The sequence below is a fragment of the Paenibacillus sp. FSL R5-0519 genome (genome assembly GCF_037974275.1).
Classification (GTDB): Bacteria; Bacillota; Bacilli; order Paenibacillales; family Paenibacillaceae; genus Paenibacillus.
Map to the genome: position 1 here is coordinate 1,174,750 of NZ_CP150234.1, position 23,747 is coordinate 1,198,496.

Below are 23,747 nucleotides of genomic sequence, written 5' to 3' on the forward strand. Positions count from 1 at the left end.
ATTATTTCCGTTATAAATTATACCCGTATCATCAGGTCATCATATCAGATTATTAAAACATAAAGGAGTTTACCCACAATGAGATATCAAGGACTTTTGCAAACGTACAGAGAGCACCTTCCGGTTAATGAAAATACACCACTGCTTACGCTTCAGGAAGGGAATACACCGTTGATTTATGCAGAGAATCTGTCTGAGGAGCTCGGCTTAAAAGTATACTTCAAGTATGAAGGGTTGAATCCTACGGGATCTTTCAAAGACCGCGGTATGGTTATGGCGGTTGCCAAAGCGATGGAAGAGGGCAGCCGTACCATCATGTGTGCATCCACAGGTAATACGTCAGCAGCTGCAGCAGCCTACGCCGCACGTGGCGGCCTCAATTGTATCGTGCTGATCCCTAATAATAACATTGCACTGGGTAAACTGGCCCAAGCCATGATTTATGGAGCCAAAGTGATTGCGATTAATGGTAACTTTGACCGTGCACTGGAGATTGTGCGTGAGATCACAGCCAAGCATCCGATCACGCTTGTAAACTCTGTGAATCCGTTCCGGATTGAAGGACAGAAGACAGCAGCGTTTGAAGTGATTGAACAACTGGGCGAAGCGCCTGACGTTCTGGCTATTCCAGTTGGTAATGCGGGGAATATCTCGGCTTATTGGAAAGGGTTCAAAGAATACAAAGAGGCTGGTAAATCCAACACGCTGCCACGCATGGTTGGTTTCGAAGCCGAAGGTGCGATGGCGATTGTCAAAGGTGAACCGATTCTTGAGCCTGAAACAGTAGCCACAGCGATTCGAATCGGTAATCCGGCGAGCTGGAAAACGGCTGTAGCTGCAGCTGAGGAATCTGGTGGACAGATTAATTATGTAACGGATGAACAGATCCTGACAGCGTATCGTACGCTTGCATCTCGGGAAGGGATTTTTGCTGAACCTGCTTCTGCGGCTTCCCTTGCTGGTGTATACAAACTGAAGAGCGAAGGGTACTTTAAAGGCGGAGAGACTGTAGTTTGCGTACTGACAGGTAATGGCCTGAAAGATCCGAATATTGCGATCAAAACAGTAGCGACTGAGCCGCTTGTTGTTGAAGATACGGAAGAAGCAGTAATGGCGGCCATTGCACAATTGGAGCAGCAATCTGTATGAGTTTGCGTGAAAAGGTAACTGTAAAAATACCTGCAAGCACAGCCAATCTCGGTCCGGGCTTTGATACTCTGGGCATGGCATTGTCTCTGTATGCCTGGTTGGAGATGAAACCTGCCGAGCAGACCACATTTCATCTTTACGGCGATCATTTGACAGGCCTGCCTACGGATAAATCGAATTTGATTTACGAAGTCGCACAGATGGTATTCAATGAAGCTGGGGTGTCTGTACCTGAATTGGAGATTTCCATGTATTCCGATATTCCACTAACGCGTGGACTCGGCAGTAGTGCATCAGCCATCGTTGGTGCACTGGCGGCAGCGAATGCATTAATTGGTACTCCTTTATCGGATGCGAAACTTCTGGATCTGGCCACCTCCCTCGAGAAGCATCCTGATAATGTGGGTGCATCACTCTATGGGGGGATTATTACGGCTGCATGGGATGGTGTGCGGGTAGATCATATTCGTATTGAGCCACACCAGGATTTGCAGGCTTTGGTTGTTGTACCTGAATTCCAACTGTCTACTTCAAAAGCAAGAAATGTGATTCCAGAGAAATTTGGCATGTCTGATGTGGTGCATAACATTAGCAGATCCTCGCTGCTCGTTGCCGCTTTGGCGAGTGGGCGACTGGATATGATTCAGAAGGCGATGTCAGATCGAATTCACCAACCGTACCGGGCATCATTGGTGCCAGGCATGGCTGAGATATTGGAACATGCTGTCGATCATGGAGCGTTGGGGGCTGCCCTGAGCGGAGCCGGACCGACCGTATTAACCTTGGTAGATCGTCATGACACCCGCAAAGCGGAATTGGAACAATATTTGCTGAACACCATGGAGCGGGAGGGCATATCTGCTTCTGCACTGTGGCTCGATCCGGATTTGGACGGTGTAACCGTGCTGCCTGATCAAGACGAACGTCCTTTTTTGGACAGAATCAAAGGGGAAGTTAATGCATGAAAAGAATTGCAGTATTACCTGAAGGCTCAGTTTCCCATGAGGCGATTGATTTCCTTTTTAACAGTGAACCGTTAGAGTTGCTTCACTCCAAGCTGATTTCAGATGTTTTTCGTGCAACAGATAGTGGAAAAACACAATACAGTGTCATTCCGATGGAAAATACAATTGAAGGTTCCGTTAGCCTTCACATGGACTGGCTTGTGAATGAAGTGGACATTCCAATGCAAGCAGAGTGGATATACCCATCCATCCAGAATGTCATTGGACATGGGGCTGAATTTAGGACGGAGAGCGGCGAGTATGATTTTAGTAAAATTACCAAGATCATGTCTCATCCTGTGGCTATTCCGCAGTGTCAGAACTTTATTCGGCTGCATTCGCCTGATGCCGATCTTGAAGGTGTGAACAGTACAGCCGAAGCTGTAGAGATTGTGAAGAAAAATCCGGGTAAGGGCTGGGTAGCCATCGGTACCAAGCTTGCTGCTCAGAAGCATGGTCTGGACATTATGGCTGAACGAGTTACAGATCATGACAACAACTATACCCGTTTTGTGCTTATCGGCCATGAACCTGTGGATATTCCTCGTGAACCGGATCATGTGAAAACCAGCTTGCTCGTGACATTGCCAGAAGATGCACCGGGAGCGTTGCATCAGGTATTGTCGGCATTTGCCTGGCGGAAGCTGAATCTGACCCGTCTTGAATCTCGTCCAACGAAGAAACGATTGGGCAGTTATTATTTCTACATTGATGTTGTGGAAACGGTCGATTCGGTATTGCTCACTGCAGCCATGGCTGAGATAGAGGCGTTGAATTGTCAGGTGCGTGTTCTTGGTAGCTATCCTTGTTATACATATCCTTCGAGGTAATCGACCTGTATGATGGTTGGAATGTTAGAAGGTTGTCATAATTCTGGATAGAATGAACAAGTTAGAGCTTTTCATTTGATGTACAATGGACGAGTTATAACGTTCGGAGTTAAGGAAATGGATATTTTATGGAGGTGCAGTCATCAGTGGCGGAGCAGTGGATCTATTTGGATGGTCAGTATGTGACCAAAGAGAACGCAACCGTTTCGGTATATGATCATGGATTTTTGTACGGAGACGGGATTTTTGAAGGTATTCGGATCTATAACGGAAATATTTTCAGATGTAAGGCTCACTTGGATCGTTTGTATGATTCGGCGAAATCCATTAGTTTGAACATCCCGCTGTCCATGGATGAGATGTTGGAAGTGATGGCTGAAACGGTGCGCCGCAATGATATGCGCAATGGGTATATTCGTCTTATTGTATCACGTGGCCCTGGTAATCTTGGTTTGGACCCGCTTCGTTGCCCGAAGGCATCCGTGATTATCATCGTGGAACAATTAGCGATTTATCCAGAGGAAGCGTATCTTACCGGGTTGAAAGCAGTGTCCGTATCTCAACGTCGGAACATCCCGGACGCTTTGAATCCGAAAATTAAATCATTGAACTATCTGAATAACATCCTGGTTAAAATCCAGTCTAACTATTCAGGTGCTGGAGAAGCGATTATGTTGAATTCCCAGGGTTACGTTACCGAGGGGTCAAGTGATAACATCTTCATCATCAAAAACGGTGTAGTATACACGCCGCCTTGTTATCTCGGTGCTCTTGAAGGGATTACACGTCAAGCCATTATCGATCTATGTGGAGAACTGGAGCTTGAATTAAAAGAAGTGCCATTCACCCTGCATGATGTGTATATCGCAGACGAAGTCTTTTTCACCGGAACAGCTGCAGAAGTTATCGCTGCATGTGAAGTGGATGGAAGAACAATTGGTACGGGTGTCGCAGGTCCTGTAACGCTGAGACTGCTGGAAGCATTCCGTCAGATTGTTGACAAAGATGGTTATAAAGTGTGGGAATCTTAAGTAAGAATTGTATAGCATAGGGAACAGGAATCCTCCTTGTCCGATAAAATTCAGCATACCTGGTGTATGGGGATTTTTAACGACAGGAGGATTTTTTTTGTTTAGTTGATGTCATTAGCCCGGTTTCTGCATAGGATGTAGTAACGGTATGGGCGAATGTACTGCCCAAGTATGACGTCTAGGAGGTTAGTTCCCTGTGAAAATACACATGGTGAAAAAAGGCGACACATTATATCTGCTGTCCCAAAAATACAATGTTGCGCTGGACAAATTGATCGCGGCTAATCCGCAAATCACAAATCCCGACAAGCTGGATATTGGCATGAAGGTCAAAATCCCTGCAGAGCCAGTAACACCGAAGCCGGAGGGTATGCTCCACAGTCACAAGGTTCAGCAAGGAGATTCGTTATGGAAGTTGGCACAAGCCTGGGGAGTTCCTTTAAAAGATATGATCAATGCCAATCCACAGTTGAAAAATCCGAATGCTCTTCTGGTGGGGGAAACGGTCTACATTCCCTCGATGCATGCGCAAGGAAACACGATGTCTAACTCGGGTGCCAGCAACATTGCTGCAAATGAAAAATTGTCGCCTGAAGGTAAGGAATACACGGGAGTCAAAGAACCGGAACAACCTGCTCCAGTTGCACCAACTCCTCCTGCTCCGGTATCAGAGGTTCCAGTCCCAGTACCTGCTCCACCACCAGCTAATCCAGAAAAACCGAATGTGAAGCCTGAACTGGAGGTGCTACCGCAGTTGCCAGAGCTTCCTGAAGTGAAACCCGAAAAGGAAATGCCGAAAAAAGAAGAGGTTAAACCCGAAGTTCAAGTTAAACCTGTAGCGGAGTCCAAGAAATACACCATGCCTAATCTTTCGCCTGAAATTATGCCTTTGCCTGTAATGCCTAATACCGAGCCTCCAACTGAGGTTGCACCAGCAACGAAAAAGCCCTGTGGTTGTGGTAACAAGTTGCATCATGCGCCAGCGGAGCATCCTTATGTTCAAATTCCGGTTCCTGCACAAGAGGTGTATGGTATCCAGCAAGACATGTACACGGCAGAAGTGAGTAATAATGCGCCGTTTCCAGGGATTTCGGAAATTAGCCCTTACAGTGGCAGTGAAATGACTAACAGCCCGTGGACTGGTGCGGAGCAGGGCTATAACCACAATAACGTTATGCCAAATCTGTCTCCAGAAATGCAAAACAACTCATTTCCGATTGCACCAGCTGGCGAAGTGAATAGTCCATTTCCAACGTATGCAGCACCTAGTCATATGAATCATCAGCCACCATTCATATCTCCATACTCGATGCTTCCGTATCCTCCATGCGGATGTGGATCACATACACATGTTCCTCAGTATACTTATCCTTCTTATGGTTATCAGGAACCGGCTTGGAACATGAACATGTACGGTCCTTCGTATGGTATGCCACCTGAAATGTCTACATCAACGATGCCAAACCAGCCTATTGAGTATGCATATCAGAATCCGTATCCTACACAGAACATGGTTCCGCCGTCCCCACTTGGAGCATTTGGCGAAATGTATCCTCCTCAAGGGCAAGGCAGTGGTGGAAAAAAGGGAGGGCGTGAAGACGCTAACTTAAGTCAGTTAAGCATTGAAGAGGTTGGATTAGATTCGGTGGCGAAGTCCAAGCAAACCGGAAATAAGCCAGCAGCCGCAAAACGCAGAACGAGCAAGGCTCCTCTGAAGAACAAATCCAAAGTATCCGTGTCAGGAAAAACATCCAGAGAAGGTGTAGCTACTTCGAACCAACGGAAATCAAATAAAAAGCGTCGTAATCCATGGATACAAAACTAACCAAAGGACTGCGATTGATAGAGAAGTAAGTTACCTATAATATTAGCGGGAAGTTAACTCTGTAATAGGGAGCTGGCTTCCCGCTAACTCTGAATGAACAATGAATTGCATATAAAGGAGATATAATTTTTTCAGGAATAATGGGAGCATTTTGTAGAGAAATGTTGAAAACCCTTTCATATATGTGCTAAAATATTTGTTGTACCCTATGAGCGTACCGCGATAATAGGACAAGTTAGGGAACCGATATGATCGCTTTGGCTAATGCAAAACTAGTAAAGAAAAGAAATGAAAAAAACTGTTGCATTAGATTCAGCCGTATGATATATTATTTAAGTCGCCGCTGAAACACACGGCTGACACGGGAAACACAATAAATGAAGAAACAAGTTTGATCTTTGAAAACTGAACAACGAGTGAGTAAACATTCTGCTTGCAGAATGAACGCGAAAGTTTGAAACAAGCCTTGGCTTGGATCGGCTGGAGCACAAATGAGATTTTTAATCTCGTCAGATTCAAAATGAGCTTATCGCTCTTTTCAATACTTTATTGGAGAGTTTGATCCTGGCTCAGGACGAACGCTGGCGGCATGCCTAATACATGCAAGTCGAGCGGAGTTGATAAGAAGCTTGCTTCTTTGAGACTTAGCGGCGGACGGGTGAGTAACACGTAGGCAACCTGCCCTCAAGTTTGGGACAACTACCGGAAACGGTAGCTAATACCGAATAGTTGTTTTCTTCGCCTGAAGGAAACTGGAAAGACGGAGCAATCTGTCACTTGGGGATGGGCCTGCGGCGCATTAGCTAGTTGGTGGGGTAACGGCTCACCAAGGCGACGATGCGTAGCCGACCTGAGAGGGTGATCGGCCACACTGGGACTGAGACACGGCCCAGACTCCTACGGGAGGCAGCAGTAGGGAATCTTCCGCAATGGGCGAAAGCCTGACGGAGCAATGCCGCGTGAGTGATGAAGGTTTTCGGATCGTAAAGCTCTGTTGCCAGGGAAGAACGCTTGGGAGAGTAACTGCTCTCAAGGTGACGGTACCTGAGAAGAAAGCCCCGGCTAACTACGTGCCAGCAGCCGCGGTAATACGTAGGGGGCAAGCGTTGTCCGGAATTATTGGGCGTAAAGCGCGCGCAGGCGGTCATTTAAGTCTGGTGTTTAATCCCGGGGCTCAACCCCGGATCGCACTGGAAACTGGGTGACTTGAGTGCAGAAGAGGAGAGTGGAATTCCACGTGTAGCGGTGAAATGCGTAGATATGTGGAGGAACACCAGTGGCGAAGGCGACTCTCTGGGCTGTAACTGACGCTGAGGCGCGAAAGCGTGGGGAGCAAACAGGATTAGATACCCTGGTAGTCCACGCCGTAAACGATGAGTGCTAGGTGTTAGGGGTTTCGATACCCTTGGTGCCGAAGTTAACACATTAAGCACTCCGCCTGGGGAGTACGGTCGCAAGACTGAAACTCAAAGGAATTGACGGGGACCCGCACAAGCAGTGGAGTATGTGGTTTAATTCGAAGCAACGCGAAGAACCTTACCAGGTCTTGACATCCCTCTGATCGGTACAGAGATGTATCTTTCCTTCGGGACAGAGGAGACAGGTGGTGCATGGTTGTCGTCAGCTCGTGTCGTGAGATGTTGGGTTAAGTCCCGCAACGAGCGCAACCCTTGATCTTAGTTGCCAGCACTTCGGGTGGGCACTCTAAGGTGACTGCCGGTGACAAACCGGAGGAAGGTGGGGATGACGTCAAATCATCATGCCCCTTATGACCTGGGCTACACACGTACTACAATGGCCGGTACAACGGGCTGTGAAGCCGCGAGGTGGAACGAATCCTAAAAAGCCGGTCTCAGTTCGGATTGCAGGCTGCAACTCGCCTGCATGAAGTCGGAATTGCTAGTAATCGCGGATCAGCATGCCGCGGTGAATACGTTCCCGGGTCTTGTACACACCGCCCGTCACACCACGAGAGTTTATAACACCCGAAGTCGGTGGGGTAACCGCAAGGAGCCAGCCGCCGAAGGTGGGATAGATGATTGGGGTGAAGTCGTAACAAGGTAGCCGTATCGGAAGGTGCGGCTGGATCACCTCCTTTCTATGGAGAATCGTTTCCCGCGTGGAAACATTCAAATAAGCAGGTTCTTTCGAACCTGCACAGCGATTCATTTCGGTCCATCACTTCGGTGTGGATGAAATGAAGAGCAAACCACTCACTCGTTGCTCAGTTTTGAGAGCTCAAACTCTCAAACAGCTTGCTTTTGCATGGAGCTTGTTCTTTGAAAACTAGATATCGAAACGAAAGTAAATGCGAATTAGAACATTCCTTTTTAGCTGAACTTGTGTATAACAAGTTTCAATAAAAACGGTAGTTAATTGCTGTTGCGATGGTATCGAGTGGGAGCGACTTTTGGCTTTGGACACAGTCCAAAACAAGGGAAGCGAGCGATCGAAACCGGAGCAATTTGGTTAAGCTACTAAGAGCACACGGAGGATGCCTAGGCGCTAGGAGCCGATGAAGGACGTGGCGAACAACGAAACTGCCTCGGGGAGCTGTAAGCAAGCTTTGATCCGGGGGTGTCCGAATGGGGAAACCCAGCTGGGGTAATTTCCAGTTACTCACAACTGAATACATAGGTTGTGTAGAGGCATACCAGGGGAACTGAAACATCTAAGTACCCTGAGGAAGAGAAAACAATAGTGATTCCGTCAGTAGCGGCGAGCGAACGCGGAGAAGCCCAAACCAGAGAGCTTGCTCTTTGGGGTTGTGGGACGTCTCACATGGAGTTACAAAGGAACCGGTTAAGCGAAGAGGTCTGGAAAGGCCCGCCAAAGAAGGTAAAAGCCCTGTAATTGAAAGTCTGTTCCCTCCGAGACGGATCCCGAGTAGTGCGGGGCACGTGAAACCCCGTATGAATCCGGCAGGACCATCTGCCAAGGCTAAATACTTCCTAGCGACCGATAGTGAAGCAGTACCGTGAGGGAAAGGTGAAAAGCACCCCGGAAGGGGAGTGAAATAGAACCTGAAACCGTGTGCTTACAAAAAGTCAGAGCCCGTTTTAGGGGTGATGGCGTGCCTTTTGTAGAATGAACCGGCGAGTTACGTTCCCGTGCAAGGTTAAGGTGAAGAGCCGGAGCCGCAGCGAAAGCGAGTCTGAATAGGGCGACATAGTACGTGGACGTAGACCCGAAACCGGGTGATCTACCCCTGTCCAGGGTGAAGGTGCGGTAACACGCACTGGAGGCCCGAACCCACGCACGTTGAAAAGTGCGGGGATGAGGTGGGGGTAGCGGAGAAATTCCAATCGAACTCGGAGATAGCTGGTTCTCCCCGAAATAGCTTTAGGGCTAGCCTCGGAAAACAGAGTCGTGGAGGTAGAGCACTGATTGGGTGCGGGGCCCGCAAGGGTTACCAAGCTCAGTCAAACTCCGAATGCCATAGACTTACTTCCGGGAGTCAGACAGTGAGTGCTAAGATCCATTGTCAAAAGGGAAACAGCCCAGACCATCAGCTAAGGTCCCCAAGTGTGTGTTAAGTGGGAAAGGATGTGGAGTTGCACAGACAACCAGGATGTTGGCTTAGAAGCAGCCACCATTGAAAGAGTGCGTAATAGCTCACTGGTCGAGTGACTCTGCGCCGAAAATGTAACGGGGCTAAACACACCACCGAAGCTATGGCTTGATGCTTGCATCAGGGGTAGGGGAGCGTTGTATAAGGGTTGAAGGTGTACCGTAAGGAGCGCTGGACATTATACAAGTGAGAATGCCGGTATGAGTAACGAAAAGATCAGTGAGAATCTGATCCGCCGAAAGCCTAAGGGTTCCTGAGGAAGGCTCGTCCGCTCAGGGTAAGTCGGGACCTAAGGCGAGGCCGAAAGGCGTAGTCGAAGGACAACAGGTCGAAATTCCTGTACCACCGTAAGCCGTTATGAGCAATGGGGGGACGCAGTAGGGTAGTGACGCGGACTGATGGATGTCCGTCTAAGCAGTGAGGCTGATGTGTAGGCAAATCCGCACATCATTAAGGCTGAGCTGTGATGGGGAGCGAAAATTGTAGTAGCGAAGGTCATGATCTCACACTGCCAAGAAAAGCCTCTAGCCAGGTGAAGGTGCCCGTACCGCAAACCGACACAGGTAGGCGAGAAGAGTATTCTAAGGCGCGCGGAAGAACTCTCGTTAAGGAACTCGGCAAAATGACCCCGTAACTTCGGGAGAAGGGGTGCCCCGGTAGTGTGAATAGCACGAGGGGGCCGCAGTGAAAAGGCCCAAGCGACTGTTTAGCAAAAACACAGGTCTGTGCGAAGCCGTAAGGCGAAGTATACGGGCTGACGCCTGCCCGGTGCTGGAAGGTTAAGGGGAGTGGTTAGGAGCAATCCGAAGCTGTGAACCGAAGCCCCAGTAAACGGCGGCCGTAACTATAACGGTCCTAAGGTAGCGAAATTCCTTGTCAGGTAAATTCTGACCCGCACGAATGGCGTAACGACTTGGGCGCTGTCTCAACGAGAGATCCGGTGAAATTTTAATACCTGTGAAGATGCAGGTTACCCGCGACAAGACGGAAAGACCCCATGGAGCTTTACTGCAGCTTGATATTGAATTTGGGTACGATCTGTACAGGATAGGTGGGAGCCTTTGAAGCGTGAGCGCCAGCTTGCGTGGAGGCAACGTTGGGATACCACCCTGATCGTATCTAGGTTCTAACCTGGTACCGTAATCCGGTGCGGGGACAGTGTCAGGTGGGCAGTTTGACTGGGGCGGTCGCCTCCTAAAGAGTAACGGAGGCGCCCAAAGGTTCCCTCAGAATGGTTGGAAATCATTCGAAGAGTGCAAAGGCATAAGGGAGCTTGACTGCGAGACCTACAAGTCGAGCAGGGACGAAAGTCGGGCTTAGTGATCCGGTGGTACCGCATGGAAGGGCCATCGCTCAACGGATAAAAGCTACCCTGGGGATAACAGGCTTATCTCCCCCAAGAGTCCACATCGACGGGGAGGTTTGGCACCTCGATGTCGGCTCATCGCATCCTGGGGCTGAAGTAGGTCCCAAGGGTTGGGCTGTTCGCCCATTAAAGCGGTACGCGAGCTGGGTTCAGAACGTCGTGAGACAGTTCGGTCCCTATCTGTCGTGGGCGTAGGAAATTTGAGAGGAGCTGTCCTTAGTACGAGAGGACCGGGATGGACGTACCGCTGGTGTACCAGTTGTTCCGCCAGGAGCACCGCTGGGTAGCTATGTACGGACGGGATAAACGCTGAAAGCATCTAAGCGTGAAGCCCCCCTCAAGATGAGATTTCCCAGTATGTAAGACCCCTTGAAGACGACGAGGTAGATAGGCTGGGGGTGGAAGTGCAGCAATGCATGGAGCTGACCAGTACTAATCGGTCGAGGGCTTATCCAATAGCAAGTGATAATTCGCATGTTTCGTTTCGAATCTAGTTTTCAGAGAACGAACTCTGAAATGTAAGCTATGCGTTTGGTGGCGATGGCGGAGGGGTTCCACACGTACCCATCCCGAACACGACCGTTAAGCCCTCTAGCGCCGATGGTACTTGGACCGCAGGGTCCTGGGAGAGTAGGATGCCGCCAAGCGAACTCTTTCATCATACATAGAAAACAAGCTCTGCATGTGGACATTGTACGATGGATTGCATTTGCCCTGCAAATGCATATTATTCCCTGATAGCTCAGTTGGTAGAGCACTCGACTGTTAATCGAGTTGTCACAGGTTCGAGCCCTGTTCGGGGAGCCATTAAGGCCCGTTGGTCAAGGGGTTAAGACACCTCCCTTTCACGGAGGTAACAGGGGTTCGAATCCCCTACGGGTCATAGCAATACCTATTGCTTCAACAAGGGATGAGAATCCCAAAGGTTCGTCGGAGGATGTACTTCGTTAGCAGCTGCTTCGCAGTCTCGAACGAAGTGAGAGTATCCCTACCGGTCATATTATGGAGGCTTAGCTCAGCTGGGAGAGCATCTGCCTTACAAGCAGAGGGTCGGGGGTTCGATCCCCTCAGCCTCCACCATAAGATTTTTATAACGACGCGGGGTGGAGCAGCCCGGTAGCTCGTCGGGCTCATAACCCGAAGGCCGCAGGTTCAAATCCTGCCCCCGCAATTATACTTTCCCAATGGAAAGTGATCTGGAACCGTGGTGTAGTTGGCCTAACATGCCTGCCTGTCACGCAGGAGATCGCGGGTTCGAATCCCGTCGGTTCCGCCATTTTATATCTATCAATACCGTATGCGGAAGTGGCTCAGCGGTAGAGCATCGCCTTGCCAAGGCGAGGGTCGCGGGTTCGATTCCCGTCTTCCGCTCCAATATTTGCGCCCTTAGCTCAGCTGGATAGAGCGTTTGACTACGAATCAAAAGGCCGGGAGTTCGAATCTCTCAGGGCGCGCCATTATAACTTCATAATTTGCCGGCGTGGCGGAATGGCAGACGCGCTCGACTCAAAATCGAGTGGGAAACCGTGGAGGTTCGAGTCCTCTCGCCGGTATATATAACGGGATGTAGCTCAGCTTGGTAGAGCACCTGGTTTGGGACCAGGGGGTCGCATGTTCAAATCGTGTCATCCCGATCTCGAAAAAGTACTATCTAACATATAGATAGTACTTTTTTTGTGTTTATCTTTATTACGTTGCGATATCACAAAGGGAATACGATTAAGATGTGTGCTTAACATAACTTTCAATATGCCATCAGCTATTGGCCCATGGTCCCTTGCTTCATGAATATACGGATTACTCTTCAGACGACAAGTTTTGCATAAAGCCTCGTTCTTTAGGTCACAATAGGTTTAAAAAGTGATAGAAGGGGTTCATGTGAACACGTTTAACTTCAGGAAACAATTCAAGAGACGCTGGCGACGGTGGAAACGAACAGTATGGATGACGGTTGCTTTGCTTGCAGTTACGATATTGGCATACAGCGGATTGTCTATCTCATCGGCGATTGAGCGTTTGCTGACCACTAATTTTAGTGAGGCAACTAGTGTGATGGGACCTGTTACGCCGGAGACCAGATCTGATCAGGAGATTCAGGCGTTAGTAGGGCAACTTAATACTGATCCGGATCATTTAACGAGTGTGGTTTTGGAAACACAGTACATTTGCGGAGTGGAGACAGAACAGTTGGGCAAGATGGCTAGACCACAGTTGAAGATGCTGCTGGTTCAGCATCCGGAATGGGATGCTACCGTTGGAACATCAGATGAGTTGCATTTGAAGCAACGTGTAGATGATCTTTCACCGCTTTGTAAACAGCAGGCGTATATTAGCATAGATGCTGTAGGAAATCTTAACTTGTACGAGGGTAAGCCTGCAGAAGAGAAGGTTATTCGTACGTTTTTTCAATTGGATGTGGGGACGTTGGAGAGTTCTTTACCTGAAGGGGTGCTGGAGCAATTGCAGCAGGGTATCCGGATTCAGGACAAGGATGAGTATGATAGCGTAATCTCAACGTTTAGTGACTATGCGGTGGATGAAGATCATCATTTAATCCGCAATGGCGGGTAATCTTTTGTGCTAACTTACAACGTTAAGATGCTGTAGTACTAATTAGATGGTTGGAGACCAGTGGCATTGGTGTTTCGCGAAACTAAGTGATAGAAATCCAATATACGTGGAATGTGGTGATGGACATCTCTTCGATGTCCTTTTTGTCGTTTGTGCCGAAATACATGAAAATTACGAATAAACATGAAAAAAATCACGAATAAAGACGAGTAATGGGTTAGACAAAGTTTTTCCTGCCGCAGGGTCTATCTTTTGTTATAATGAAATGAACGATACATATGTTCGCTTTTGTGAGGGAGAGATGGTTTTGCGTTTTTTGGGAATTGACCCGGGGATTGCGATTGTTGGTTTTGGTTTTGTGGATAAAATCGGCAGTAAAGTGGTACCCGTACAATATGGATGTATTCAGACGGAAGCTCATACCCCTGAAGAGGAACGGTTGCTTCATGTATATGAAGGTATGGTGCAATTAATTGATAAATACAAACCGGACGCAGTAGCGCTGGAGAAACTTTTTTTCAATCGGAACGTTACAACAGCGATGTCTGTTAGTCAGGCCAGAGGAGTCATGGTACTCGCTGCTGCACAGAAGGGTTTGCCTATTGCAGAGTATACGCCAATGCAGATCAAGCAGGCTGTTGTTGGGTACGGTAAGGCAGAGAAGAAGCAGGTACAGGAGATGGTCAAAATGTTCTTGCGTCTTCAAGTCGTTCCTAAACCCGATGACGTAGCAGATGCATTAGCTGTAGCTGTGTGCCACGCGCACTCTTATACATTAAATTCCAAGTTGAATGAGGTATTGCGAAAATGATTGATTTTCTAAGAGGACAGTTCATTCATGTAGAGAATGATTATATTGTGCTGGACGTTCATGGTGTGGGGTATCGCGTATTTTGTCCGAATCCATTTGCGTTCGCTAAGCAAGAAGGCGAAATTACCGTGTACACTCACCATCATGTGCGTGAGGATGCGATGCTACTGTTTGGATTTGTGACACGGGATGAACAGCGTTTGTTCCGCAAACTGATTGAAGTATCCGGTATTGGTCCCAAAGTGGCGCTGGGCATACTCGCTGGAGGTACACCAGAACATGTGGTTACAGCGATTTACCAAGAGAATTTAACGTTCTTGACCAAATTGCCAGGCATCGGCAAGAAGACTGCACAACGCATGATTCTGGATCTCAAGGACAAGCTGGATAGTTTTGGGGCGGCAGCGTATGCAACAGGTTTGTTCGCTCCTCCATCGGAAGAATCGGGAAGTGGTTCAGCCTGGGATGAGGCACGTGAAGGTCTCAAGGCACTTGGATATACTGACAGTGAACTTGATAAAGTATGGCTCATATTGAAAAAGGATGTTACTACAGCGGATTCCGTTGATGTGTTGATGAAAAAAGCGCTGCAAATGCTGTTTACGGGATAATACAAATTGCATATTATAATATAGCTGTAGCCTGCAAAAAAGGTAGGGATGAACATGGATGATCGGATTATTTCCGCGAACCTGATGATGGAGGACCAAAATGTTGAGTTGAGTCTTCGTCCCCGGTATCTGAATGAATATATCGGGCAGAATCAGGTGAAGGAAAATTTAAAGATATATATTGAAGCTGCCAAATTTCGTAATGAGGCATTGGATCACGTTTTGTTATATGGACCACCTGGACTGGGTAAGACAACACTTGCCAATATTATTGCCAACGAATTGGGCGTTAATTTACGAACTACGTCAGGCCCGGCCATTGAACGCCCGGGTGATCTTGCAGCATTGTTAACCAATCTGCAGGAAGGCGATGTGCTGTTTATTGATGAGATTCATCGTTTGCATCGTACGGTTGAAGAAGTCATGTACCCCGCCATGGAAGATTCGGCATTGGATATAATGATTGGTAAAGGTCCAAGTGCTCGGTCCGTTCGGCTGGATCTGCCGCCATTCACTCTGATTGGGGCTACAACACGTGCTGGCTTGCTGTCTGCGCCACTTCGAGATCGGTTTGGTGTTATCAGCCGCTTGGAATTCTATACGGTTGATGAGCTGGCTTATATCGTCTCGCGTTCTACCGAGATTTTGGGTGTGGAGATTGTGGGAGATGCTGCGCAAGAGATTGCATTGCGCTCACGTGGGACACCGAGGATTGCCAACCGTTTGCTTAAACGAGTACGTGACTTTGCACAGGTTCGTGGTGACGGGATTATTACGCAGACATTGGCTGAAGAAGCACTGCAAAGGCTCCAGATTGATCCACGTGGCCTGGATGAGATTGATCATAAGATGCTCAAATCGATGATCAACAGCTTCCGGGGAGGTCCCGTAGGGTTGGATACCATTGCGGCTACGATTGGTGAAGAAAGTCAGACGATCGAGGATGTTTATGAACCGTATCTGCTTCAGATTGGCATGATTCAGCGTACACCAAGGGGGAGGATCGTAACAGATCTTGCCTATCACCATTTAGGTCTGCCTGTTCCACCAAGAGACGGGAAATAATCGAATTTTGTGAAAGTTCACGATTTGAACATTTACCAATTGAAGGTTCACCATAAACATTGAAATATTACGTGTGTTAATCCGATATAAAGTGAAGGCATTGCATGGAGAGGAGTCTGAATGTGGGAAAAGCAATACGAACGAAGAAGTGGAGTCGTCGATTGAAGGTACTGGCGGCAGCTCTTTTGACAGTGGGTTGTCTTCAAGTGCCTGCGTATGCAGCAGGTAATGATGGACAGACAATCCGTGTAGCCATGTTTGCGAATCTGGGCAGTACGTATAAATCAACTACACCACTTATTACACTTGAATCAACGGGACAATGGAGTATCCAATCGGAAAGTGGCGCAAATGTAGGTCTTCCGGCTGGACAGGTCCGTTTCAGTGCAGATGGATTCAGAGTGAAAGTGTTGGAAACAGGGGATTTCAAGGCAGCATCTGCAGCAGCCAAATTGTTGCAGGCAACCGCGGATAAGCCGTTGCTGTTTACAACGTCTGTGAATGGAAATGCCATCTACCAACTCTATACAGGTAACTATGCAACAGAGGCACTGGCTGGACAAGCTGTTACACGGGTACAGAAGGTAGCAGCAGCTCAATTGGCTGGTCAAAAGCCAACTGTGACCGGAAGTAAGCGCCTGTCTGCTGGAACGTATGGTTCGCTTCAGGAAGCAGAGGCAATGCAAGCGAACCTTTTATCAGCAGGAGTTAGTAGTGCTTATCCGGTCCTCCTACTGAGTGGAGGAAGCCAAGCATATGCGGTATGGGTAGGTGAAGCTGTAACAGATGCGGAATTATCCTCAGTGAAGAAAAGTGTGGAGGCCATAGCTCCAGGGATAAGTCTTTTACCTGTTAACAATAGTGCAGGGCTCATCATCCGTCAGGATGCGGGATTAAGTGCGGATGCGCTTAAAACAGCTCCGCATTACACGATTGCAGGTACTGAATCCAAAGCATTGGTACAAGGGAATAGTAATGGCATCAAAGTAGTGGAACGTTCCCAGCGAACGTATCGTGGAGATATGGAAATCAGCATCGTCAGCGGTGATCTGGCATTGGTCAATGTCGTTCCACTTGAACAATACCTGTACTCTGTCGTAGGGGCAGAGGTATATTCCTCCTGGCCTGCTGAGGCTCTGAAAGTTCAAGCAGTAGCTGCTCGATCCTATGCGCTTCAACAAGGAGATCGTTTCAAAATTGCCAATGTCGTGGATACGACACTCAGCCAAGCCTATAACGGGATTGGTTCGGAGAACGATAAAGTAACCAGTGCAGTAGATGCAACGGCCGGAGAAGTGGTTAAGAGCGGTGGCAAAATCATCGAAGCTGTATTCTCCTCCAATGCGGGCGGTCAGACGGCTCATCCTTCTGAGGTATGGAACGGCGGAGCAGGTGTGTTCACCAATGTAATTAGCTCGGGGGATACATCAGCGCAGGCAGGATTACATACGTGGTACCATGTGCTGCTCAGTTCAGGCATTAGCGGGTACATTCGTGAGGATAACATCAAAGAATTAACAACCAAGACCAACGCGGGTCTGGCAAAGGTGACGGTAACGGCTCAGAACACCAATGTACGTCCTGTTCCGTTGATTCAGTCCACCGTGGAACCTGTATCCAAAATGAATCCAGGCAATGAAGCTGTTGTACTGGCAAAAGTGGCTCAATCCAATGACTATGCTTGGGTGAGAGGACCATTCACGTCTGCCCAGTTGGTTAAATCCCTTCAGGGTAAAACGACAGCACCTGTTCCTGCTTCAATCTCAACCTTGGAAGTAACCAAGCGTGGACCTTCTGGAAGAGCACTTGAAGTCACTGCCAACGGTCAGGCTATGACGGTGAAATATGCTGATACATACCGTTCTGCGCTTGGAGGATTACCGAGTACTCTATTTGATATTGCAGGAACCGGAAGTTATACTGTATTAGGCGCTGACGGCAAAACAGCCAGCAAAACCGGTTCAAATGGTGCTGCTGTAATGTCTGCTTCTGGTACAGGCTCATCATCCGGTAATGCTCTTGTGGTGATGAATGGTGATGGTCAAGCGAGAGCGGTAACGCAGGGTCAAAACTTCATGTTCATCGGCCAGGGCAATGGTCATGGGTTGGGCTTGTCCCAATGGGGAGCCAAAGGCATGGCAGATGAAGGGTATGATTACCAGACAATATTGAAACACTATTATCAAAATGCGACTATTGTTAAGGAATGAAACTAAAATGAATGTGAACTTATATGATTTTGAATTACCAGAGCAATTGATAGCACAGACGCCGTTGCTTGATCGCACGGCTTCCCGTTTGCTTACCTTGAACAAAGATAGTGGTGAGATTAATCATCAAACGTTTCCTGATATTATCGATTTTCTGGATTCTGGGGATACATTGATTCTGAATGATACGCGTGTTCTTCCAGCCCGTCTGTTCGGTACAAAGGAAGACACCGGAGCAAAAGCGGAAGTCTTATTGCTTAAAAATGTGGAGGGCGACAAGTGGGAAGCACTGGTTAAGCCGGGTAAAAAGCTGAAAGCCGGTTCGGTGATCGTATTTGGAGACGAACTGAAGGCAATCATTGAAGAAGAAGGCGAGATGGGGGCACGTACACTTACGTTTACGTATGATGGAATCTTTCAGGAAATTCTGGACCGTCTGGGTGAGATGCCGTTGCCACCGTATATCAAAGAGACTTTGGATGACCGCGAACGGTATCAGACCGTGTATGCCAAGCATGAAGGATCAGCGGCTGCACCCACAGCGGGATTGCATTTTACGGATGAATTGTTGGATCAGATTCGTGCCAAGGGCGTTAATGTCGCTTTCATTACGCTTCATGTAGGACTGGGGACGTTTAGACCAATGTCGGTAGACAACGTAGAAGATCATGTCATGCATGAGGAGTATTACTCCTTGTCACAAGAAACGGCAGATCTGATTAACCAGACCAAAGAGAATGGACACCGTGTTTTCGCGGTTGGAACAACCAGTTGCCGGACTCTGGAAACAGTGGGCAGCAAGTTTGAAGATGGAGTACTGCAAGCAAGCAGCGGATGGACAAGTATTTTTATCTATCCGGGCTACTCCTTCAAAGTGATCGATGGGATGCTTACGAATTTTCATCTCCCAAAATCCACATTGGTTATGCTGGTTAGTGCACTTGCAGGCAGGGAACATATTATGCAGGCATATCAGGAAGCCATTCAAGAACAATACCGGTTCTTCAGCTTCGGCGATGCCATGTTGATATATTAATATAACGGAATAACGATTAACTTTTAGAGGATGATTAAAACCAATGGCAGCAATTACGTATGAACATATCAAAACTTGCAAACAATCCGGCGCACGTCTGGGACGTGTGCATACACCTCACGGTGTGATTGAGACACCGACCTTTATGCCTGTAGGTACACAGGCGACCGTCAAAACAATGAGCCCTGAAGAGTTAAAAGCCATGGATGCTCAGATTATTTTGAGTAATACGTATCACCTGTTTCTGAGACCAGGACATGAAATCATTCGTGAAGCTGGCGGATTGCACAAGTTCATGAACTGGGATCGTCCAATTCTGACGGACAGCGGCGGATTCCAAGTGTTCTCGCTCAGCGAGATGCGCAAAATTACGGAAGAAGGCGTTAACTTCCGCTCTCACCTGAACGGAGATAAGAAGTTCCTTTCTCCTGAAGTGGCCATGGAAATCCAGAATGCACTTGGCTCCGATATTATGATGGCATTTGATGAATGTCCACCGTATCCAGCGGAATATGAATATGTCAAAAAATCACTCGAACGAACGAGTCGCTGGGCAGAACGTTGTCTCGAAAGTCATGCTCGTCCGCATGACCAAGGTCTATTTGCCATCGTACAGGGAGGCATGCATGAAGATCTTCGCCGTCAGAGCGCCGCAGATTTGACTTCCATGGATTTCCCGGGGTATGCTATTGGTGGACTGAGTGTTGGAGAACCGAAACATTTGATGTATGGAGTATTGGATTATACGTTACCTTTGTTGCCAACCAATAAACCACGTTATTTGATGGGGGTAGGTTCGCCCGATGCGTTGATTGAGGGATCCATTCGTGGAGTGGACATGTTCGATTGTGTTCTGCCTACTCGGATTGCCCGTAACGGAACAACAATGACCAGCCATGGACGTCTGGTAGTTCGCAACGCCAAGTTTGCAACTGATTTTGGGCCATTAGATCCTGAATGTGATTGCTACACTTGTCGCAACTATTCCAGAGCTTATCTGCGTCATTTGATCAAAGCAGATGAAACATTTGGCCTGCGTTTGACAACGATCCATAATCTTCATTTCTTGCAGAATTTGATGCGTAATGTACGTAAAGCCATTATGGAAGATCGTTTGCTTGATTTCCGGGATGAATTTTTCGATCAATATGGTCTTCATGACAATGACAAAGGTTTCTGATTGAGTTTTTAGGGAAACCTGCGTAACAAGCAATATCTGTACGTATAGTCGATAAGGGGGAGTTTGAATGTTTCAGGGAATGACTCTAGCAGGAACACAAGCGGGCGGAGGCATTGTATCTTTGATCGTACCTTTGGTACTCATGGTTGCAATTTTCTACTTCTTGATGATTCGTCCACAGAACAAAAAGCAAAAGCAACGGAATTCCATGCTGAGCCAATTGAAAAAGGGCGATAAAATTGTAACGATTGGCGGCCTTCACGGTACAATCGCTGAGATTACGGATGATGTAGTTGTATTGCGTGTAAACGATGTAACTAAACTGACGTTTGATCGTAATGCAATCAGCAGTGCTGTAACTCGTGATACGGCTGTTGAATAGTTGCTGTAACATAGAATAACGAGGGTGCGTTTATATGGCGTATTCCCTGGCAGAGAACCGGATCTCCTGGAGACCCGGTTCTCTTTTTTTTGTTTTATGAGGGAAAGTCGATGTTCTTCACCAGTCTGCTAGGAGCGATGTGTATTAACGCCGAACATGCCACCGAGAGCTGAAATGAAGAAAGCGCTGAGCAGTTGCAAACTATCTTTCCAATTAAATGAAGCATCCAACGCTAGAAATCCGATTAACAGTACGAGCAGTCCGTATACGATTCCGGTAATTCCTCCGTAGTACCATCCTTTTTCACCAGAACGTTTGCCTGCCACAAAACCACCAACCAATAACGATAAGCCATGCACAACATAAGTATACAACGAGAGGTCCTGTTCCCGCATTCCGCTCACCCAGAGAAAAAAGGAGAGGATTAATGCTCCGATAAACATCCATACAAAAGCCTGACAGAGGCCTGACAGAATCGGATTGGACACTCGAAACGAAACCAAGCGGCGGATCAATTGCATGAAGCAACCCCCTTGTACAAGTTTGAAGTTAATACAGTGTATGGTCAAGCCCTCTGACTTATGAACTGATTTCCATTAAATGAACGGATTATTTCTGCATGAGCCTGTAAGGTTCAGGTCAAAATATGGATTGCACTACTCAGCTACTGTTAATAACTCAGTTTCGAAGGAGGAGCCCTGTTGTGAACTTCCCAGATGTTGGATCACATATCTTTCGAACCATTCTCATGTACTTTCTGGTGTATTGTGCAATGAGGGTTATGGGTAAACGTGAGATTGGTAAGCTATCCATGTTTGATCTTGTCGTGTCCATTATGCTTGCCGAGATGGCTGCTTTTGTCATTGAAGATATCGATAAACCGCTCTCTCATGGGATTGCCCCCATGCTTACCTTGATCATCGTACAGATCGGAATGGCCTTTATAGGTCTTAAAAGTCGGCGTCTTCGCCTGATGATCGATGGCAAACCTACGGTTTTGATCTCCAAAGGCGTTCTTCACCGAGATGAGATGCGGAAGCAACGATATAATCTGGATGATCTATTGCAGCAACTCCGCGAACAGAATGTTGACAGTATCGGTGAGGTGGATTATGCCATTTTGGAGACTACGGGTAAGTTGACCGTCTTTCCCAAGGATCAGAATGCTTCCAACGACAGCAATTCTTCAGGCTCTGATTCGGGAGGGACTTCTTCCAGTAAATCCAAAGCAGAGAAAAATCAGATTGACGGACTGACAAATATCAAATACGAAGGTCTGCCGCTGCCCCTCATTATGGACGGTAAAGTTCAGGATCAGAATCTGGAAATCATCCAGAAAACAAGATTTTGGCTGAAGAATCAAATTCAACATAATGGAATTCTGGATTTCAAAGATGTATTTATATGCTCCATCGACCATAATGGTAAGATTTATGTAAGTCCAAAAGATGATAAAAAATGAAATTCATTTGCCTGACCGACGCTTGAACCATGCACCTATCAAAGGAGCACGGGACAGATCATGGAAGTCAATCATTTTGGTCCAGCCCATGACGATGAAATACACAATAAGCCCGACAAAAGGAGCGAGAATCATGCGGAGCCAAAAAGGCAAGATCATGGCAGTCTCTTCGTACACGAGTAGGGTCGCTGCTCCCATAATAAACATTCCGGCACCCGTTTTGACCCAATCCATAATTTTGAAGCGGAACTGTAGCAGACTACGAACGCTTTGGGCGTGTAACAAGGTAACGACAGTAGAATTCACACAGATGGCGATGACTGCACCGAAAATCCCATATTCAGGACGGGAAGCGAGCGTCAAAATTAACGTGATTTTGATAACAGCACCGATGAATGTATTTAGCAGTGCTTTACCTGGACGATCAAGGGCTTGCAACGCAGCTTGAAGAGGAGCTTGAATATAAATGAATAAAGCAAAAGGAGCCATTAGCTTCAGCATGCTTCCAATCGATGCATCATTATACAGAACAAGACACATCGGTTCGGCAAGCACATACATAAACACAGAAAACGGAGCACCAGTCACGAGCGCCAAACGTAATGCCTGATGCATTCTTTTGTGAATCAGCGCGCGATCTCCCTGCGCAGAAGCTTCTGACAGTGAAGGCACAAGTGATGTCGCAAGCGATGAAGTCAGTGCCCCCGGCAGCAGCAGCAAAGGAATAATCATACCTTGTAGTGCACCATATTGTGCTGTAGCGATTCCTTTGGATATGCCTGCCAGAGCCAGACTCTGGGCAGTAACGATAGTTTCGGCCAGATAGGATAGAGAACCAACCAATCGGCCTGCTGTAACGGGAATCGAGATTGCAAGTAATCGCCGGATTAAACCGGGCTGTGGAGTAGTGGTTTCTTTCATAACTGAAGGAACTGGGTTTAAAGCTTTGGCTGAAGGTTTGGTTGTGAGTTTGGACATGTTCTGTTGCATAACGAGCGGTAACTCTTTCTTCTGCCTGTTATACTTCCACAAGAGTACAAGCATCCCGCCAAATTCTCCAACAAGGGCTCCGAGCATGGCACCAGCAGCAGCTTGTGCAATACCGTGGGGGAGGAGAAGCCAGGCAAACCAAATGACACAGACGATTCGAATAATCGTTTCAACAATGGATGAAATGGCAGTAGGCATCATGTTTTGCTTGCCTTGGAAGTACCCTCTGTAGACGGCTGATACGGCGATAATGGCAATCATGGGGCTCATACTGACGAACGTATGATACACCCGCTCATCAGTGAGCACATACTTGGTAACCCAGGGTGCAAATAGGATGCACAAAAACATGAATACCACACCCAGGGTCAACGTAAAGCTTAAGCTTACTTGCAGGATTCGCTGGGGGGAATAACGATTGGCGCCAGTGTCAGCTTCGGCTACGAGCTTGGCTACGGCCAGCGGAATGCCACCCGTAATTAATGTCACCAGTACGATAAAAAAGGGATAGCTCAATTGGTAGATGCCAACACCTTCTGCACCGATGACTCGTGGCAGCGCAATACGCGGGATGAAACCAAGTATTCGATTAATTATGCCTGCCGCGAGCAGGATCATGGCCCCCTGGATAAATGTCTGTTTCTTCAAGACTA

At 47.6% G+C, this 23,747-nt stretch carries 16 protein-coding genes, 9 tRNA genes and 3 rRNA genes; 26 read left to right on the forward strand and 2 right to left on the reverse strand.

Annotation, left to right across the window (positions count from 1 at the left end):
• Window positions 1-78: 78 nt before the first annotated feature.
• The 25 genes from thrC (at window position 79) to yajC (ending at window position 20,642) form a co-directional block, all read left to right on the forward strand.
• On the forward strand, window positions 79-1,149 hold the full coding sequence (thrC, locus tag MKY73_RS05140; RefSeq protein WP_339306016.1) for a threonine synthase: 1,071 nt from the start codon (window positions 79-81) through the stop codon (window positions 1,147-1,149).
• Window positions 1,146-2,114 (forward strand): homoserine kinase, encoded by a 969-nt coding sequence (thrB, locus tag MKY73_RS05145; RefSeq protein WP_339306018.1) that lies wholly within the window; start codon window positions 1,146-1,148, stop codon window positions 2,112-2,114. The genes thrC and thrB overlap by 4 nt, the downstream gene beginning before the upstream one ends.
• Window positions 2,111-2,983 carry a prephenate dehydratase gene (pheA, locus tag MKY73_RS05150; protein ID WP_339306020.1) on the forward strand — a complete coding sequence of 291 codons (873 nt, stop codon included), beginning with the start codon at window positions 2,111-2,113 and terminating at the stop codon, window positions 2,981-2,983. The genes thrB and pheA overlap by 4 nt, the downstream gene beginning before the upstream one ends.
• A gap of 146 nt (window positions 2,984-3,129) precedes the next feature.
• A complete protein-coding gene (gene ilvE, locus MKY73_RS05155) occupies window positions 3,130-4,014 on the forward strand; it encodes a branched-chain-amino-acid transaminase (RefSeq protein WP_339237053.1) in 885 nt (294 codons plus the stop codon).
• A gap of 196 nt (window positions 4,015-4,210) precedes the next feature.
• Window positions 4,211-5,839 (forward strand): LysM domain-containing protein, encoded by a 1,629-nt coding sequence (locus MKY73_RS05160; RefSeq protein WP_339306021.1) that lies wholly within the window; start codon window positions 4,211-4,213, stop codon window positions 5,837-5,839.
• 546 nt (window positions 5,840-6,385) lie between these two features.
• Window positions 6,386-7,937: ribosomal RNA gene (locus tag MKY73_RS05165) — 16S ribosomal RNA — on the forward strand.
• A gap of 369 nt (window positions 7,938-8,306) precedes the next feature.
• Window positions 8,307-11,232: ribosomal RNA gene (locus MKY73_RS05170) — 23S ribosomal RNA — on the forward strand.
• Window positions 11,233-11,306: 74 nt separating this feature from the next.
• A 5S ribosomal RNA gene (rrf, locus tag MKY73_RS05175) occupies window positions 11,307-11,423 on the forward strand.
• Together the 16S, 23S and 5S rRNA genes with 9 tRNA genes alongside form the textbook arrangement of a ribosomal RNA operon.
• Before the next feature lie 84 nt (window positions 11,424-11,507).
• Window positions 11,508-11,583, forward strand: a tRNA-Asn gene (locus MKY73_RS05180).
• A gap of 4 nt (window positions 11,584-11,587) precedes the next feature.
• Window positions 11,588-11,659 (forward strand) — tRNA-Glu (locus MKY73_RS05185).
• Between the two features lie 121 nt (window positions 11,660-11,780).
• Window positions 11,781-11,856: transfer RNA gene (locus MKY73_RS05190), tRNA-Val, on the forward strand.
• Window positions 11,857-11,873: 17 nt separating this feature from the next.
• Window positions 11,874-11,947: transfer RNA gene (locus tag MKY73_RS05195), tRNA-Met, on the forward strand.
• A 27-nt stretch (window positions 11,948-11,974) separates the two neighbouring features.
• Window positions 11,975-12,052 (forward strand) — tRNA-Asp (locus tag MKY73_RS05200).
• A gap of 23 nt (window positions 12,053-12,075) precedes the next feature.
• Window positions 12,076-12,150, forward strand: a tRNA-Gly gene (locus MKY73_RS05205).
• A gap of 6 nt (window positions 12,151-12,156) precedes the next feature.
• A tRNA-Arg gene (locus MKY73_RS05210) sits at window positions 12,157-12,233 on the forward strand.
• 17 nt (window positions 12,234-12,250) lie between these two features.
• Window positions 12,251-12,329, forward strand: a tRNA-Leu gene (locus MKY73_RS05215).
• A 7-nt stretch (window positions 12,330-12,336) separates the two neighbouring features.
• Window positions 12,337-12,410 (forward strand) — tRNA-Pro (locus tag MKY73_RS05220).
• A gap of 244 nt (window positions 12,411-12,654) precedes the next feature.
• Window positions 12,655-13,347, forward strand: coding sequence for a BofC C-terminal domain-containing protein (locus MKY73_RS05225; RefSeq protein WP_339306023.1), 693 nt, complete (start codon window positions 12,655-12,657; stop codon window positions 13,345-13,347).
• A gap of 307 nt (window positions 13,348-13,654) precedes the next feature.
• Window positions 13,655-14,158, forward strand: a complete 504-nt coding sequence (gene ruvC / locus MKY73_RS05230; protein WP_017686765.1) for a crossover junction endodeoxyribonuclease RuvC — start codon at window positions 13,655-13,657, stop codon at window positions 14,156-14,158.
• Entirely contained in the window at window positions 14,155-14,769 is a 615-nt protein-coding gene (gene ruvA, locus MKY73_RS05235; RefSeq protein WP_339306025.1) for a Holliday junction branch migration protein RuvA, read from the forward strand. Before ruvC ends, ruvA begins: the two co-directional genes overlap by 4 nt.
• A gap of 54 nt (window positions 14,770-14,823) precedes the next feature.
• Window positions 14,824-15,834 (forward strand): Holliday junction branch migration DNA helicase RuvB, encoded by a 1,011-nt coding sequence (gene ruvB / locus MKY73_RS05240; RefSeq protein WP_091020485.1) that lies wholly within the window; start codon window positions 14,824-14,826, stop codon window positions 15,832-15,834.
• Between the two features lie 122 nt (window positions 15,835-15,956).
• Complete coding sequence (locus tag MKY73_RS05245) at window positions 15,957-18,044, forward strand: SpoIID/LytB domain-containing protein (RefSeq protein WP_339306026.1); 2,088 nt, start codon at window positions 15,957-15,959, stop codon at window positions 18,042-18,044.
• A 7-nt stretch (window positions 18,045-18,051) separates the two neighbouring features.
• Window positions 18,052-19,080 (forward strand): tRNA preQ1(34) S-adenosylmethionine ribosyltransferase-isomerase QueA, encoded by a 1,029-nt coding sequence (gene queA, locus MKY73_RS05250; protein ID WP_339237042.1) that lies wholly within the window; start codon window positions 18,052-18,054, stop codon window positions 19,078-19,080.
• A gap of 43 nt (window positions 19,081-19,123) precedes the next feature.
• Window positions 19,124-20,260: a tRNA guanosine(34) transglycosylase Tgt gene (tgt, locus tag MKY73_RS05255; protein ID WP_339306027.1), complete on the forward strand. Its 1,137-nt coding sequence runs from the start codon at window positions 19,124-19,126 to the stop codon at window positions 20,258-20,260.
• Between the two features lie 67 nt (window positions 20,261-20,327).
• Entirely contained in the window at window positions 20,328-20,642 is a 315-nt protein-coding gene (yajC, locus tag MKY73_RS05260; RefSeq protein ID WP_339237038.1) for a preprotein translocase subunit YajC, read from the forward strand.
• A 128-nt stretch (window positions 20,643-20,770) separates the two neighbouring features.
• On the opposite strand, the gene MKY73_RS05265 is transcribed toward yajC, so the two are convergent.
• Window positions 20,771-21,163 carry a TIGR04086 family membrane protein gene (locus tag MKY73_RS05265; protein ID WP_339237035.1) on the reverse strand — a complete coding sequence of 131 codons (393 nt, stop codon included), beginning with the start codon at window positions 21,161-21,163 and terminating at the stop codon, window positions 20,771-20,773.
• Window positions 21,164-21,345: 182 nt separating this feature from the next.
• Here MKY73_RS05265 and MKY73_RS05270 point away from each other — a divergent pair, with 182 nt between their 5' ends.
• The gene (locus MKY73_RS05270) at window positions 21,346-22,104 is read left to right on the forward strand and encodes a DUF421 domain-containing protein (RefSeq protein WP_339237033.1); all 759 of its coding nucleotides are present in this window, start codon (window positions 21,346-21,348) and stop codon (window positions 22,102-22,104) included.
• 3 nt (window positions 22,105-22,107) lie between these two features.
• On the opposite strand, the gene spoVB is transcribed toward MKY73_RS05270, so the two are convergent.
• Complete coding sequence (spoVB, locus tag MKY73_RS05275) at window positions 22,108-23,742, reverse strand: stage V sporulation protein B (protein WP_339306028.1); 1,635 nt, start codon at window positions 23,740-23,742, stop codon at window positions 22,108-22,110.
• Between the last annotated feature and the right edge of the window lie 5 nt (window positions 23,743-23,747).

Excerpts from the sequence above, each read along its gene's own strand:
- queA (WP_339237042.1), top strand. The coding sequence starts at position 18,052 with ATGAATGTGAACTTATATGATTTTGAATTACCAGAGCAATTGATAGCA.
- yajC (WP_339237038.1), top strand. The coding sequence starts at position 20,328 with ATGTTTCAGGGAATGACTCTAGCAGGAACACAAGCGGGCGGAGGCATT.
- tgt (WP_339306027.1), top strand. The coding sequence starts at position 19,124 with ATGGCAGCAATTACGTATGAACATATCAAAACTTGCAAACAATCCGGC.
- ruvB (WP_091020485.1), top strand. The coding sequence starts at position 14,824 with ATGGATGATCGGATTATTTCCGCGAACCTGATGATGGAGGACCAAAAT.
- ruvA (WP_339306025.1), top strand. The coding sequence starts at position 14,155 with ATGATTGATTTTCTAAGAGGACAGTTCATTCATGTAGAGAATGATTAT.
- pheA (WP_339306020.1), top strand. The coding sequence starts at position 2,111 with ATGAAAAGAATTGCAGTATTACCTGAAGGCTCAGTTTCCCATGAGGCG.
- thrC (WP_339306016.1), top strand. The coding sequence starts at position 79 with ATGAGATATCAAGGACTTTTGCAAACGTACAGAGAGCACCTTCCGGTT.
- MKY73_RS05265 (WP_339237035.1), bottom strand. The coding sequence starts at position 21,163 with ATGCAATTGATCCGCCGCTTGGTTTCGTTTCGAGTGTCCAATCCGATT.
- thrB (WP_339306018.1), top strand. The coding sequence starts at position 1,146 with ATGAGTTTGCGTGAAAAGGTAACTGTAAAAATACCTGCAAGCACAGCC.